The following is a 13,012-nucleotide window of genomic DNA, read 5'->3' on the forward strand; positions in this document are numbered from 1 at the left end:
AGCGGCCGGATCCGGCGCGGCCCGTACGCTCCCGCAGCTCAGCGGGGACGTACGGGCCGCTTCGGCTTCCCCCGGACCGTCCACTTGGCCGCGCCGACGTTTCATCAGTGTTTGACCACCGGGTCACGTCCTGGTAACACCGATCTGTGAGCGTGGTTTCACTCGCCGCCACCACCCGCTCACACCCCCGCCTCGTCTCACCCGTAATCGAGGGAGGACCCCGCCATGCCGGCCGCATCGACGCACGTCCGCGTCACCGCGATCCCGTCCGTCACCGACGCCCTGAAGGCCGTGGAGGCACTGCTCCTCGGCTCCGGGCAGCGCACCGCCCGGCGCAACGCCTGGAACTCCGTCCTGGAGGACCGCCGCCGCGCCAAGGACCGGGTGGAGGCCCAGCACGTGATGGAGGTCGCGTCGGGCCGTACTTCCCGGGCCACGTAAACTTCAGGACATGGCGAGGAAGGCAAACACGGGCAGCGCTGACGCTGCGAACCAGGGGCGGCTCAAGCAGATCGCCCTCACGTACAAGATGACCCGGAAGGCCGACCCCAAGGTCGGACTTGTCGTCGCAGGCGTGGGCATCGTCGTACTCGGTGTCCTCCTCGCGATCGGCTTCCTCATCGGACACCCGGTCTACCTGGGCATCCTGGGCTTCGTCCTGGCGCTCCTGGCGGCGGCCATCGTGTTCGGGCGGCGCGCCGAGCGCGCGGCCTTCGGGCAGATGGAGGGCCAGCCGGGCGCGGCGGCGGCGGTGCTGCAGAACGTCGGGCGCGGCTGGACGACGACCCCCGCGGTCGCGATGAACCGCAGCCAGGACGTCGTGCACCGGGCGGTCGGCCGGGCCGGCATCGTGCTCGTGGCGGAGGGCAACCCGAACCGGGTGAAGCCTCTGCTCGCGGCCGAGAAGAAGCGGATGAACCGCGTCGTGGTGGACGTGCCGGTGACCGACATCATCGTCGGCGACGGCGAGGGCCAGGTGCCGCTGAAGAAGGTCCGCACGACCATGCTCAAGCTGCCTCGGGTGCTCACCGGCCCGCAGGTGACGGCGGCCAACGACCGGCTGCGGGCGATGGGCGACCTGATGAGCAACATGCCGCTGCCGAAGGGTCCGATGCCGAAGGGCATGCGGATGCCCCGGGGCGGAAAGATGCGCTGACGCGCCCGACCGATCGGCTGCTCGCACGAGGGCGGGCTGAAGTGACGAGAACGACGAGAGGGGCCCCGGACCGTGACAACGGTCCGGGGCCCCTCTCGCGTGCCGGTTCTCGCGCGTGCCGGTACGGGTCAGCGGCGGACCTGGACGGCGCCGGAGAGACGGTCGTGGAGGCCGCGCCCGTCGCGGTCCCAGATGAGGGCCGGGATCGCCAGGCAGACCAGCAGGGAGCGGAGCGCCACCCGCGGCAGGCCGAGCCGGCCGCCGTGCACCGAGACGACCCCGAGGCCGAAGAGGCGCTTGCCGGGCGTCGAGCCGACGGTGCCGACCGTCAGCACGCTCAGGACCAGGAGGATCACGAGGGCCCAGTTGCCCGTCGCCTGGTTGTAGCCGTCGGTGATCAGGCCGTATGCGATCAGGGTGCAGAGGGCCCAGTCGACGGCCAGGGCGCCGAGGCGCCGGCCGGGACGGGCGATCGAACCGGGGCCCTCCTCGGGCAGCCCCAGCTGCTGACCGCGGTAGCCGAAGTCGACGCCTGCGTCCTCGGCCGCCGCGCGGGGGCCGGAGAGCCAAGATCCGAGTGCTTGCCTGTTGTCCACCCGACCACGGTACTGCGCCCGTTTTTGATCACTTCGGCCCGGGTAGGCGAACACCGGCCGAACCGCGCGTCGCATCACGCCGAGCACCGGAACGGCACCCGCCCCGGTTAACTTGGACGAAACAAATGGGTCATGCTTGAGAAATCCCGTCTGCCTATGGTCGGGTCCAGCGTGTGCCACCGCACTGGCCGCACAGCCGCACAACCGAGCTGCAACCCCGCCCCTCCCCGGGCCGGGAGTAGGAGGAGTGGGATGTCCGAGAAGCACGGGTTCCAGAACGCCGACGAGGTCCAGAAGTTCATCAAGGACAACGACGTCAAGATGGTCGACGTCCGCTTCTGCGACCTTCCGGGCGTGATGCAGCACTTCACGATCCCGGCGTCGGCCTTCGACCCGGCGGAGGAGCTCGCCTTCGACGGCTCGTCGATCCGCGGCTTCCAGGCGATCCACGAGTCCGACATGGCGCTCCGCGCCGACCTGTCGACGGCCCGCGTGGACCCCTTCCGCCGCGACAAGACGCTGAACATCAACTTCTTCATCCACGACCCGATCACGGGCGAGCAGTACAGCCGTGACCCGCGGAACATCGCGAAGAAGGCCGAGGCGTACCTCGCCTCCACCGGCATCGCCGACACCGCGTACTTCGGCCCCGAGGCCGAGTTCTACGTCTTCGACTCGGTCCGCTTCGAGACCTCGGCGAACCAGGGCTTCTACCACATCGACTCCGAGGCCGGCGCCTGGAACACCGGTGCGGAGGAGAACAACCGCGGCTACAAGGTCCGCTACAAGGGCGGCTACTTCCCGGCCCCGCCGGTCGACCACTTCGCCGACCTGCGCTCCGAGATCTCCCTGGAGCTGGAGAACGTCGGCCTCCAGGTCGAGCGCCAGCACCACGAGGTCGGCACCGCCGGCCAGGCCGAGATCAACTACAAGTTCAACACGCTGCTCGCCGCGGCCGACGACCTGATGCTCTTCAAGTACATCGTGAAGAACGTCGCCTGGCGCAACGGCAAGACCGCGACCTTCATGCCGAAGCCGATCTTCGGCGACAACGGCTCGGGCATGCACGTCCACCAGTCGCTGTGGACCGGCGGCGAGCCGCTGTTCTACGACGAGACGGGCTACGCGGGCCTCTCGGACACCGCCCGCTACTACATCGGCGGCATCCTCAAGCACGCCCCGTCGCTGCTCGCCTTCACCAACCCGACGGTGAACTCGTACCACCGCCTGGTCCCGGGCTTCGAGGCCCCGGTCAACATGGTGTACTCGCAGCGCAACCGCTCCGCCGCGATGCGCATCCCGATCACCGGCTCGAACCCGAAGGCCAAGCGCGTCGAGTTCCGCGCGCCGGACCCGTCCTCGAACCCGTACCTCGCCTTCTCGGCGCTGCTCCTCGCGGGCCTCGACGGCATCAAGAACAAGATCGAGCCGATGGAGCCGATCGACAAGGACCTGTACGAGCTGGCTCCCGAGGAGCACGCCAACGTCCCGCAGGTCCCGACCAACCTGGAGGCCGTCCTCTCCGCCCTGGAGAACGACAACGAGTACCTCCAGGCCGGCGGTGTCTTCACCTCCGACCTGATCGAGACGTGGATCGACTACAAGCGCACCCACGAGATCGCCCCGATCCAGCTGCGCCCGCACCCGCACGAGTTCGAGCTGTACTTCGACCTCTAGGCCGGAGCCTCACGCGTGAGGGCCGCCGCTCCCGGACACGTCCGGGGGCGGCGGCCCTCACCGTTTTCCCGCGGGTCAGCGGCCGTAGCGGATGAACGTGCGGACCATGCGGCAGGTGGTGTCCGAGGGCGGGTGGATACCGATGCGCTCGGCCGTGGTGCGTATGGTCGCGTTCGTCGCCTTCGACGGCACGTAGACGCCAGCGTCGAGCAGGGCGATCGCGAGGCGCATGGCCTTCAGGCGCCGGTTGTGCGTCACGTACCACTCGCGGGGGCGGCCCGCGGGCAGGGGCTTCCTCTGGAGGGGCTTCCAGGGTTCGATGGACGGCGTCCGGATCACGGCGAGAGCCATGGGCTACCTCCTGGCGAACGGTGGGGCGGGGGTCCTCCCCGGGACCCTCACCTTCACCCCCCATTTTAGTCGCCCCCACTGACAATCGTCCCTGGCCAGACCGGGTTCAGGGGGGTGGTGGAGCGCGGTCGGGGGGGTACCGTGACGCCCATGGAGATCTGGATCAATCCCGCCTGTTCCAAGTGCCGCAGCGCCCTCACCCTCCTCGACGCCGAGGGCGCCGAGTACACCGTGCGGCGCTATCTGGAGGACGTCCCCTCCCCCGACGAGATCCGGCAGGTGCTCGACCGGCTCGGCCTCGAACCGTGGGACATCACCCGGACCCAGGAGGCCGACGCCAAGGAGCTCGGGGTGAAGGAGTGGCCCCGGGACGCGGAGAACCGCGACCGGTGGATCGAGGCGCTCGCCGGGCACCCCAAGCTCATCCAGCGGCCCATCATCACCGCCGAGGACGGCACCGCCGTCGTCGGCCGCACGGACGAGGCCGTCCGGGACGCCCTGTCCCGCTGACGCCGGTGGACGCGAGAGGGAAGGGGGGCGGCGGCGTGACCGGGGCGGGCGGCGAAGGGCTCGGGGTCGATCTGCACCTGGAGCTGGGCACCGGCGGCGGGCGCAGGGCAGCGCTCATCGGGGCCCTGCGCGAAGCCGTGCGCGGCGGGCGGCTCGCCCCCGGGACCCGGCTGCCGCCCTACCGGGCGCTCGCCGCCGACCTCGGGATCGCCCGCAACACCGTCGCCGACGCGTACGCCGAGCTGGTCGCCGAAGGCTGGCTCACCTCCCGCCAGGGCTCCGGGACCCGGGTCGCCGACCGGGTCGCCGCGCCCGCCCCCGGGCCCGTACGGACCGCGGGGCCGCCCCCGCTCCCGTACGACCTCGTCCAGGGCAGGCCCGACCCCGGCGCGTTCCCGCGCGCCGCCTGGCTGGCGGCGGCCCGGCGGGCCCTCACGGCCGCGCCGCACGAGGCCTTCGGGATCGGCGACCCGCACGGCCGGATCGAGCTGCGCCTCGCGCTCGTCGAGTACCTCGCGCGGGTACGGGGCGTGCGGACCTCACCGGACCGGATCGTGATCTGCTCGGGCGCCGCGCACGCCCTGCGGCTGCTCGCGCGCGTGCTCGGGGCGGCGGACCCGTGGGCGGTCGAGGCGTACGGGCTGCCCTTCCACCGCGGGCTCCTCGCCGAGGCCGGGGTCACCACGCTGCCGGTGACCGTCGACGACGACGGGGCGCGGGTCACCGAGATCCCCCGGCACGCGGGCGCCGTGCTGCTCACCCCCGCCCACCAGTTCCCCACCGGCGGGCCGCTGCATCCCGAGCGCAGGGCCGGTGTCCTGGAGTGGGCGCGGGCCTCCGGCGGCCTGGTCGTCGAGGACGACTACGACGGGGAGTTCCGCTACGACCGGCGCCCGGTCGGCGCCGTCCAGGGCCTCGACCCCGAACGGACGGTCCTCGTCGGGTCCGTCAGCAAGAGCCTCTCCCCCACGCTCCGGATCGGCTGGATGTGCCTGCCGTCGGCGCTCGTGGACGGGGTCGTCGCGGCGAAGGGCGAGCGCGAGCCGTACGCCTCCGCGACGGAACAGCTCACCCTCGCCGACCTCCTCGCCTCCGGCGCGTACGACCGGCACGTCCGGCGGATGCGCCAGCGGCACCGGGGGCGCCGCGACCGGCTGGTGTCCGTGCTCGCCGCGCGGGTGCCGGGAGTACGCGTGACGGGGATCGCCGCCGGGCTGCACGCCGTGGTGGAGCTCCCGCCGGGCACCGAGCGGGCGGCCCTGGCCGCGGCGGCCCGGCACGGGGTCGCCGTGGAGGGCCTGGCCCCCTACCGCCATCCCGACGCCCGGGGGCCGGGCCGCCCGGACGGCCTGGTCGTCGGCTACGCCACCCCGCCGGAGCGGTTGTACGGGGCGGCGGTCGACGCGCTGAGCGAGGCGCTGAGCGAGAGACCGTCCTGAGCGTGACGGGCCGCCGCCGTCTCCGCCGTCGTCAGGATCTCGGTGAGACGGAGGCCGAAGCGGGCGTCGCACGCGTGCGGTACGCCCGTGCGGGCCGCCGTGACGAGGGCGTCCACGGCCGCGCCGAACGCGTCCACCGCCCCTCCCCAGCGGGGCAGTTCGGCCCTGCCCCCGGTGCCGTGCAGCGTGAGGGCCGCCTCCGCCGCCTCCGGCGGGGCGCTCAGGGTGAGCGTGGCGGTGCTGCTCGCGCCCGACGTGTGCCGCAGCACCAGGTGGTGGGTGTCGCCCGGGCCGGGCACCGCGGTGATCGCGGTGACGTCGCCGAGGACCGGCAGGTAGACGGAGAGGACGTGCGGGCCCACGTCCCAGAGACCGCCCTTCTCGCGCCGCCACGGGGAGGCCGCGTACGCGCTGCTCGAACCCGGTCCGTAGAGCGAGCCCAGCCAGTGCGCCTCGCCCAGGAACCAGCCGCCGGTCACCGCCTGCTCCTCGATCCAGCGGGCCGTCGGCTCGGCGAACCGCAGCGTGCAGAAGACCACGGAGGCGACCCCGGCGGCCTCGACCGCCTCGGCCACCTCCCGCGCCCCGGCGACCGTCGTCGCGACCGGCTTGTCGAGGAGGACGTGGCACCCGGCCTCCGCGGCCCGCACCGCCAGCGGGGCCTGCACGTCCGGCGGCAGCGCGAGGGCGACGGCGTCGCTGGCCGCGAAGAGGGCGTCCACGTCGTCGTACGCGCGCGTGCCCGAGGAGGCGGCGAGCGCGGCCGCCGCCTCGGGACGTCTGCCCCACACCCCGCCGAACTCGATCCCGGGATGCCCGGCGAGCGCGGGCGCGTGGGTGCGCGCGGCCCAGGGGCCGGTGCCGAGGAGTCCGATACGGGGCTTCGCGCCCAGGTGCTTCGCCATGCCCCCAGTCTGCCGGGTGCCACTGACACGCCTTGACGCCCCTTCCCCGACGCCCCTTCTCCGCCCCGAAATCCCCTGGCGTCCCACCCCAGGACCGGTGTTAGCGTTTCCGGGCCGGCCGCGGGACTTCGGTGCGACTTCCGGAACCTGCCTCTGAAGCAACGTCTTCGCTGTTCGTGCCCTCATTCCCCGGCCGGCGCCCACGGGAAGGGGAGAGCCTTGTCCGAGCTCGTCGCCGCCGAGGACGTCCTCCTCTTCGTCAACGCCGCGGTGACCGCCACCGGTCAGCGCGAGTTCCGTTCCTCCGCCGCCGCGCAGCACTTCTCGCTCCGCTTCGTCCACGAGTACGTACGGGTCAACTACCGTCCGGTGTACGCCGCGGCCCTCGCGCTCGACATCAACCACCACAACGCCGCCCTGATCGTCGAGCAGCTGCTGCGCACCGCCGACGAGGCCGGCGGGCCCGAGGAGAAGCGGGCCGAAGGGCGGCTGATCGGCGCGCGGCTTGCGCTGCTTCCGCCGCAGCGGGTCTACCGGCTGTTCCGCGCGCTGCGCTCCGCCGGGGTCAACAACCGGCGTACGCGCGCGATCGTGCGCGCGTGGCTCGCGGCCCGCCCCGATCCGGCCCTGGACGCGGTGAAGTACCGGAGCGGCTTGAAGGCCGCCCTGCGGCACGTCCACGGACCGCTGCCCGATGCCGAGACCGGGGACTTCCTCTTCGCGCCGGGCCGCCGGGTCCGGTACGAGAACGCGACGCTCGACGCGTTCCGCCGGGCCCGCTACGAGCAGGGCGCGCTCTACGAGCTGCCGTTCACGGTCGCCGAGGGGTTCGCCGCGAAGCACGGGGTGCCGCGCGCGGTGTTCCTGGAGCGGATCGCGCCCCGCATGACCCGGCTCGAACAGCTCCGGACGGAGCGGGCCGCCGACCTGTCGGTCATGCCGCTGACCCGGCTCGCCCTGTACGTCCTGTCGCTGCCGTTCCACGCGCGCGTGGAGCGGCGGACCGAACTGACGGACGCGCTGCGTGCGGCGGCCCGGCGGGCGGCGGGCCCGTACGCCGGGAGCTGGGGGCGGGTCGCGGCCGTCCTCGACGACAGCTTCTCCTCCTCGGGCTCGGCGGTGAAGCGGCGGCGCCCGCTGGCCGTGGCCCTCGGCTGCCACCACCTCCTGGAGGTCCTCGCGGCGCCGGGGGCGTACACCCCGCTGTGGACCTCGGGCGGCGACGATCCGCTGCTGGTCCGGCCGTACGGTCCGACCCCGCTGGGCCTGCGGATCCTCGACGCCCTGGAGACCGGACCCGACCGGCTCGTGGTCGTCTCGGACGGCTGGGACAACGCCCCGCCGGGGCTCGCGGGAGAGGTGCTGCGGGTGTGGCGGTCGCGGCTCGATCCTGACCGGCGGACGAGCGTGGTGCACCTCAACCCCGTATACGACGCGGAGGGCTTCGACGTGCGACGGCTCGCCCCGAGCGTGCCCGTCGCCGGCGTCCGGGACGCGGAGGACCTGCCGGCGCTCGTGGAGATCGCGCAGTTCGCCGAGGGACGGACGGGCTTCGCGGAGCTGAGGACCTATCTGGACCGGCGGGTGGAGCTGTTCCTGAAGACGGCGGGAGAGGGGGCCGGGACATGACCCGGGCGGGAGAGGGGGCCGGGACATGACCCGGGCGGGAGAGGGGGCCGGGGCATGACCCGGATCGATCTGACCGGGCTCGACGTCCGGCCGGCTCAGGTGTGGGGCGGGGTACGGCTCGTGCCGCTCGTCCGGGCCGAGCCGGTGCCCGGCCTGCGGCTGCACCGCGAGGTCCAGGGGGGCCTCGACGGGTGGGGCTCCGTCGACCTGCCCGACCGCACCGCCTCCTACATCCCGCACGGTTTCGTCGCCGACTGGTCGGGGACGGGGGCGGAGTCCGCCGCCTACGGGACCCGGCTCGGCGGTGAGGAGCCGCCGCCCGCCTGCGTGCCCGTGCGCCGGATCCACCGGACGGCCAAGCGGCGCCAGGGCGAACGGCGGCTCCGCTTCCTCCCGCTCCACCTCGCTCTCGAGGGGTATCTCGCCCTGCACTTCGGCGGGCCTTCGGTGGTGTGGGACGACTGGTCCCGCGAGGCCCTGCGGCACGGGCTCTCGCCGCGCGCCGAGGCGGCGTACGCGGGGTGGGCGGTGCCGGGGCTCGCGGAGGCGCTGCGGCTCTTCGAGCTGCACCCGGGGCAGTGCGGGCTGCTCCTGTACGTGGCCGACGCGCTCGCCGCGGCCTTCGTGGTGCCGCACCCGGACGACTACCGGCCGCTGCACCCGACGCTCGTGGAGGACCTGTACGGGGAGCTGGTGCACCAGTACGCGTACTACGGAGCGCCCGTGCCCGAGTTCACGGCGCGGATCAGGGACGGGGCCGGCGGCATCCGTACCCTCGCGGACCTGCGGGCGGCGGCCCGGGAGCAGGAGCGGGCCTGGGCCGCGGCGCACGACGGCCTGATGGCGCGGGACCTCCTGGAGACCTCGTACGCCTTCGACCGGGTGTACCGGGCGGGGCCGTTCGATCTGTACCGGTTCCTCCCGCCGTTCGAGCGGGGCGGCCGGGAGCAGCACATCGGCGAGCTGATCACCGACCACAAGGGCCGGGCGGCCTACCTGAAGACGTTCCGGCTGTCGGAGAAGCAGATCAGGAAGGGGTACCTGCTCCAGCGGCTCGCCTCCTGCGACTGGCACCCGGGACGGACCGCGGAGGCCCTCGGCACCTCGTACGCCGAGGTGGTGCGGCGGATCCGTGACGCCGGGCTCGAAGGACTCCTGAACGCCCACACCGTCACACAGCGGCTGCGGGAAACACAGGAAGGCTGAGTAACACGGGGTTCACATTCGGGCAACCGACGGGAAATCCCGTGTTGCGAAGCTGCGACCGGACACCGAACACCGCAGCTTCTCGCAGCGCCGCGAGCCGTTGCGACACCCGCAGCAGCACGCCCAAAGGATGAGGCCCGTGACCTTCAAGGCTGAGTACATCTGGATCGACGGCACCGAGCCGACCGCGAAGCTCCGTTCTAAGACGAAGATCATCGTCGGTGACGCCCTCGCGCTCGACGAGCTGCCGATCTGGGGCTTCGACGGTTCCAGCACGAACCAGGCCAAGGGCCACGCCTCGGACCGCGTCCTCAAGCCGGTCTTCTCCTGCCCGGACCCGATCCGCGGCGGCGACGACATCCTGGTGCTGTGCGAGGTCCTCAACACGGACATGACGCCGCACGAGTCCAACACGCGCGCCGCGCTGGCCGAGGTCGCCGCGACGTACGCCGCTCAGGAGCCGATCTTCGGCATCGAGCAGGAGTACACCTTCTTCAAGGGCTCGCGCCCGCTGGGCTTCCCCGAGGCCGGCTTCCCGGCCGCGCAGGGCGGCTACTACTGCGGTGTCGGCGCGGACGAGATCTTCGGCCGTGACGTCGTCGAGGCGCACCTGGAGAACTGCCTCAAGGCGGGTCTGGGCATCTCCGGCATCAACGCCGAGGTCATGCCGGGCCAGTGGGAGTTCCAGGTCGGCCCGCTGGCTCCCCTGGAGGTCTCCGACCAGCTGTGGATCGCCCGCTGGCTGCTGTACCGCACGGCCGAGGACTTCGACATCTCGGCGACGCTCGACCCGAAGCCGGTGAAGGGCGACTGGAACGGCGCGGGCGCGCACACCAACTTCTCCACGAAGGCGATGCGCGAGGGCTACGACGCCATCATCACCGCCGCCGAGTCCCTCGGCCAGGGCTCGAAGCCGCTCGACCACGTCAAGAACTACGGCGCCGGCATCGACGACCGCCTCACCGGCCTGCACGAGACCGCCCCGTGGGACCAGTACTCCTACGGCGTCTCGGACCGCGGCGCCTCGGTCCGCATCCCGTGGCAGGTCGAGCAGGACCAGAAGGGCTACATCGAGGACCGCCGCCCGAACGCGAACGTGGACCCGTACGTGGTGACCCGCCTCCTGGTGGACACCTGCTGCGAGGCCCTGGAGAAGGCCGGCCAGGTCTGATCCGCACGCCTTCCGGAAGGGGCGCCCACCGTTTCGCACGGTGGGCGCCCCTTCCGTCATGTGGGAAGAACGACACGGGTTTTGACCGACGGGGGCTGCTCACCGGCATTCCCGAGTAGTAGAGTAGGGATATGGCCATCACACAGAACGACACCGCGACGGGTCGTCACGACCTCGAGCCGTTCTGGCCCTCCCGGCAGCATCACGACTTCGACCGGGTGTGTTGCCGCGCGAGGAACGCGTCGGCCCTCTAAAGCCCCGATCGGTACGGTCCGATCCCGGCCTTCGGCCGACGCGCACGACGTACGACACCTGTCCGTCCGTTTCCCGCGCGAAAGAGCTGACCTCTCATGGCCCACACCCAGAGTGCCTCCCTCACGGCCGTCCGTCCCGGACGCCACCGACTGCGCGCCGTCGACCCCGACGAGGTCATCGACTTCGCCCAGGTCGCGGAGTTCCTGCCGCCCGGCGCGACCCTGCTGCCCGCTCCCCCGCACACCCTGCCGACACTGCCCGGCCGGCCGCCGATGGTCGGCTACCTGGTCCTCGTACCGGCCGACCAGCAGCCTCGGCAGCCCGTCGCCGCGCCCGCGCCGGCGCCCGTCGCGCTGGAGGAGCAGGGGGCCGTGACCATCGACGGGGTGCGGCGGATCGCCGTCGTGGACGGGCGGGCCCTCGACCTCACCTATCTGGAGTTCGAGCTCCTCGCCCACCTGGTGGCACACCCCCACCGGGTGCACACCCGCGACCAGTTGGTCACCACCGTGTGGGGGTACGGCCACGTCGGCGACGGGCGTACGGTCGACGTGCACGTGGCCCGGCTGCGCCGCAAGCTGGGCGCCGAGCACCGCCACACGATCCAGACCGTGCGGCGGGTCGGCTACAAGTACACGCCCTGATCAGGCTTTCCGCGGGGACCTCGCCCTCGCCTTCGCCACCAGGGCCGGGGCGAGGTCCGCCGCCAGGAACAGCAGCAGGCTGAGGCCGAGCAGCGGGACGAACCAGGCGACGAGCGCCGTGGCCGCGGCGAGCGGCAGCAGCATGGTCACCGGGACGCGCCGCCATGCCCCGCGCGCCGCCGGGCGGCCCGGGCGGCGCAGCCACCACATGCGGTAGCCCCAGAGGATCAGCAGGATCAGGGCGAGCGCCAGGGCCGCCAGTGCCAGCTGGTTGAACAGGCCGAGGAAGACGCCGGTGTGCGCGTCGATGCCTATCCGGGTGAGCTTCGCGAGCAGCGGGTAGTCGGCGAAGGCGAGCCGGTCGAGGACCGTGCCGTCGGCCGGGTCCACGGCGACGGAGTCCAGCTGGAGCGGGAACTGGGTGTCCGTCTCCTTGACCACGTACCCCTTGCCGTCGGCGGGCAGGACCACCGAGACCCGCGGACTGTCGATGCCCGCGCCGCGGGCCGCCCCGAGCGCCCGGTCGAGGCCGATGTCGGGGCCTTGCGCGGTGCCGCCGCCCCCGGTGCGGGCTCCGCCGTGGCCCTCGTGGCCCTCGTGGCCCTCGTGTTCCGAGGAGCCGACGGTCGCCGTGAGCGTGGGGGTCGCGCCGCCGAGACCGTCCTGGACCGCGCCGATGTTCTCGCCCGCGTACCGCGACCAGGTGAGGCCCGTCGCCGACAGCAGGACGAGTCCGGTCACCGCCCACAGGCCGACCGAGCCGTGCCAGGACAGCGTGCGGCGGCGGGAGGCCGGACCGCCCTCGGGGACGAGCAGGGCGCGGCGGTTCTTCCGGCGCCGGCCCAGCCAGAGCAGCAGGCCGCCGAGCGCGATGACCCACAGCCAACTGGCCGCCAGTTCGCTGTAGTTGCGGCCGGGGTCGCCGAGGTGCAGATCGCGGTGCAGGCCGTCGATCCAGGTCCGCACCGGCAGGGCGCCGGAGCTGCCGTAGCTGGGCAGCTGCCCGCGTACGTCCCCGGTGTACGGGTCCACGAAGACGGCCAGCGAGGTGCCCTCGGGGACGTCGGGGTCGGCCATCAGGACCCGGGTGGTCGCCCCCGGTTCGGCGCCGGGCCAGACGGCGGTGACGGTGCCGTTCGGGTTGACCTTGCGGGCGGTGTTCACCTGCTGGGAGAGCGGCAGGACCGTGTCGCCGACGGGCACTTCGAGTTCGTGGGCGTACACCACCTTCTCCGCCGGGAAGGAGAGCGCGTACAGCAGGCCGCTGGCGGCGGCGACGAGCAGGAACGGGGCGACGAGGACGCCCGCGTAGAAGTGGAGGCGGAGGACGAGGGGGCGCAGGGCGCTCCAGGTCCCGGCCTTCCCCGGGGCGGGAGTGGCTTCCGGCGGTGCGGCGGAGGTGGCTTCCGGCCGTGGCGCCTCGGGCACCTCGGACGTCTCCGGGCGTGCGGGATCGTCGATGGTCATGACTGT

Annotated in this window: 13 protein-coding genes; 9 read left to right on the forward strand and 4 right to left on the reverse strand. The window is 72.8% G+C overall.

Annotation, left to right across the window (positions count from 1 at the left end):
- The first annotated feature begins 225 nt into the window (after nt 1-225).
- Together ACFWUY_RS03000 and ACFWUY_RS03005 are read left to right on the forward strand one after the other, a co-directional pair.
- On the forward strand, nt 226-441 hold the full coding sequence (locus ACFWUY_RS03000; protein WP_384101344.1) for a hypothetical protein: 216 nt from the start codon (nt 226-228) through the stop codon (nt 439-441).
- Nucleotides 442-451: 10 nt separating this feature from the next.
- Nucleotides 452-1,156, forward strand: a complete 705-nt coding sequence (locus ACFWUY_RS03005) for a DUF4191 domain-containing protein (RefSeq protein WP_030314289.1) — start codon at nt 452-454, stop codon at nt 1,154-1,156.
- Nucleotides 1,157-1,284: 128 nt separating this feature from the next.
- Here ACFWUY_RS03005 and ACFWUY_RS03010 read toward each other — a convergent pair whose 3' ends face one another.
- Nucleotides 1,285-1,752 (reverse strand): RDD family protein, encoded by a 468-nt coding sequence (locus ACFWUY_RS03010; RefSeq protein WP_384101348.1) that lies wholly within the window; start codon nt 1,750-1,752, stop codon nt 1,285-1,287.
- A gap of 252 nt (nt 1,753-2,004) precedes the next feature.
- Here ACFWUY_RS03010 and glnA point away from each other — a divergent pair, with 252 nt between their 5' ends.
- Nucleotides 2,005-3,429 (forward strand): type I glutamate--ammonia ligase, encoded by a 1,425-nt coding sequence (gene glnA / locus ACFWUY_RS03015; RefSeq protein WP_384101350.1) that lies wholly within the window; start codon nt 2,005-2,007, stop codon nt 3,427-3,429.
- A 75-nt stretch (nt 3,430-3,504) separates the two neighbouring features.
- Here glnA and ACFWUY_RS03020 read toward each other — a convergent pair whose 3' ends face one another.
- The gene (locus ACFWUY_RS03020) at nt 3,505-3,780 is read right to left on the reverse strand and encodes a hypothetical protein (RefSeq protein ID WP_384101352.1); all 276 of its coding nucleotides are present in this window, start codon (nt 3,778-3,780) and stop codon (nt 3,505-3,507) included.
- 150 nt (nt 3,781-3,930) lie between these two features.
- Here ACFWUY_RS03020 and ACFWUY_RS03025 point away from each other — a divergent pair, with 150 nt between their 5' ends.
- Together ACFWUY_RS03025 and ACFWUY_RS03030 are read left to right on the forward strand one after the other, a co-directional pair.
- Entirely contained in the window at nt 3,931-4,290 is a 360-nt protein-coding gene (locus ACFWUY_RS03025) for an arsenate reductase family protein (RefSeq protein ID WP_384101354.1), read from the forward strand.
- A 35-nt stretch (nt 4,291-4,325) separates the two neighbouring features.
- Nucleotides 4,326-5,729, forward strand: coding sequence for a PLP-dependent aminotransferase family protein (locus ACFWUY_RS03030; RefSeq protein ID WP_384101355.1), 1,404 nt, complete (start codon nt 4,326-4,328; stop codon nt 5,727-5,729).
- Here ACFWUY_RS03030 and ACFWUY_RS03035 read toward each other — a convergent pair.
- Nucleotides 5,651-6,634 carry a Gfo/Idh/MocA family protein gene (locus ACFWUY_RS03035; RefSeq protein WP_384101357.1) on the reverse strand — a complete coding sequence of 328 codons (984 nt, stop codon included), beginning with the start codon at nt 6,632-6,634 and terminating at the stop codon, nt 5,651-5,653. The two genes, ACFWUY_RS03030 and ACFWUY_RS03035, sit on opposite strands and share 79 nt — an antisense overlap.
- Before the next feature lie 219 nt (nt 6,635-6,853).
- Here ACFWUY_RS03035 and ACFWUY_RS03040 point away from each other — a divergent pair, with 219 nt between their 5' ends.
- The 4 genes from ACFWUY_RS03040 (at nt 6,854) to ACFWUY_RS03055 (ending at nt 11,539) form a co-directional block, all read left to right on the forward strand.
- Nucleotides 6,854-8,263 carry a hypothetical protein gene (locus ACFWUY_RS03040; protein ID WP_384101359.1) on the forward strand — a complete coding sequence of 470 codons (1,410 nt, stop codon included), beginning with the start codon at nt 6,854-6,856 and terminating at the stop codon, nt 8,261-8,263.
- Nucleotides 8,264-8,317: 54 nt separating this feature from the next.
- Entirely contained in the window at nt 8,318-9,469 is a 1,152-nt protein-coding gene (locus ACFWUY_RS03045) for a hypothetical protein (RefSeq protein WP_384101361.1), read from the forward strand.
- A gap of 139 nt (nt 9,470-9,608) precedes the next feature.
- Nucleotides 9,609-10,640 (forward strand): glutamine synthetase, encoded by a 1,032-nt coding sequence (gene glnII / locus ACFWUY_RS03050; protein WP_384101363.1) that lies wholly within the window; start codon nt 9,609-9,611, stop codon nt 10,638-10,640.
- A gap of 350 nt (nt 10,641-10,990) precedes the next feature.
- A complete protein-coding gene (locus ACFWUY_RS03055; protein ID WP_384101365.1) occupies nt 10,991-11,539 on the forward strand; it encodes a winged helix-turn-helix domain-containing protein in 549 nt (182 codons plus the stop codon).
- Here ACFWUY_RS03055 and ACFWUY_RS03060 read toward each other — a convergent pair whose 3' ends face one another.
- On the reverse strand, nt 11,540-13,006 hold the full coding sequence (locus ACFWUY_RS03060) for a PepSY-associated TM helix domain-containing protein (RefSeq protein ID WP_384101367.1): 1,467 nt from the start codon (nt 13,004-13,006) through the stop codon (nt 11,540-11,542).
- Nucleotides 13,007-13,012: the final 6 nt, after the last annotated feature.

Source organism: Streptomyces sp. NPDC058664, assembly GCF_042716635.1.
GTDB lineage: Bacteria > Actinomycetota > Actinomycetes > Streptomycetales > Streptomycetaceae > Streptomyces.

What these genes read in the sequence shown, in the direction of transcription:
- ACFWUY_RS03060 (WP_384101367.1), bottom strand. Translation starts at nt 13,006, where the DNA reads ATGACCATCGACGATCCCGCACGCCCGGAGACGTCCGAGGTGCCCGAG.
- ACFWUY_RS03020 (WP_384101352.1), bottom strand. Translation starts at nt 3,780, where the DNA reads ATGGCTCTCGCCGTGATCCGGACGCCGTCCATCGAACCCTGGAAGCCC.
- ACFWUY_RS03055 (WP_384101365.1), top strand. Translation starts at nt 10,991, where the DNA reads ATGGCCCACACCCAGAGTGCCTCCCTCACGGCCGTCCGTCCCGGACGC.
- glnA (WP_384101350.1), top strand. Translation starts at nt 2,005, where the DNA reads ATGTCCGAGAAGCACGGGTTCCAGAACGCCGACGAGGTCCAGAAGTTC.
- ACFWUY_RS03000 (WP_384101344.1), top strand. Translation starts at nt 226, where the DNA reads ATGCCGGCCGCATCGACGCACGTCCGCGTCACCGCGATCCCGTCCGTC.
- ACFWUY_RS03025 (WP_384101354.1), top strand. Translation starts at nt 3,931, where the DNA reads ATGGAGATCTGGATCAATCCCGCCTGTTCCAAGTGCCGCAGCGCCCTC.
- ACFWUY_RS03045 (WP_384101361.1), top strand. Translation starts at nt 8,318, where the DNA reads ATGACCCGGATCGATCTGACCGGGCTCGACGTCCGGCCGGCTCAGGTG.
- ACFWUY_RS03035 (WP_384101357.1), bottom strand. Translation starts at nt 6,634, where the DNA reads ATGGCGAAGCACCTGGGCGCGAAGCCCCGTATCGGACTCCTCGGCACC.
- ACFWUY_RS03005 (WP_030314289.1), top strand. Translation starts at nt 452, where the DNA reads ATGGCGAGGAAGGCAAACACGGGCAGCGCTGACGCTGCGAACCAGGGG.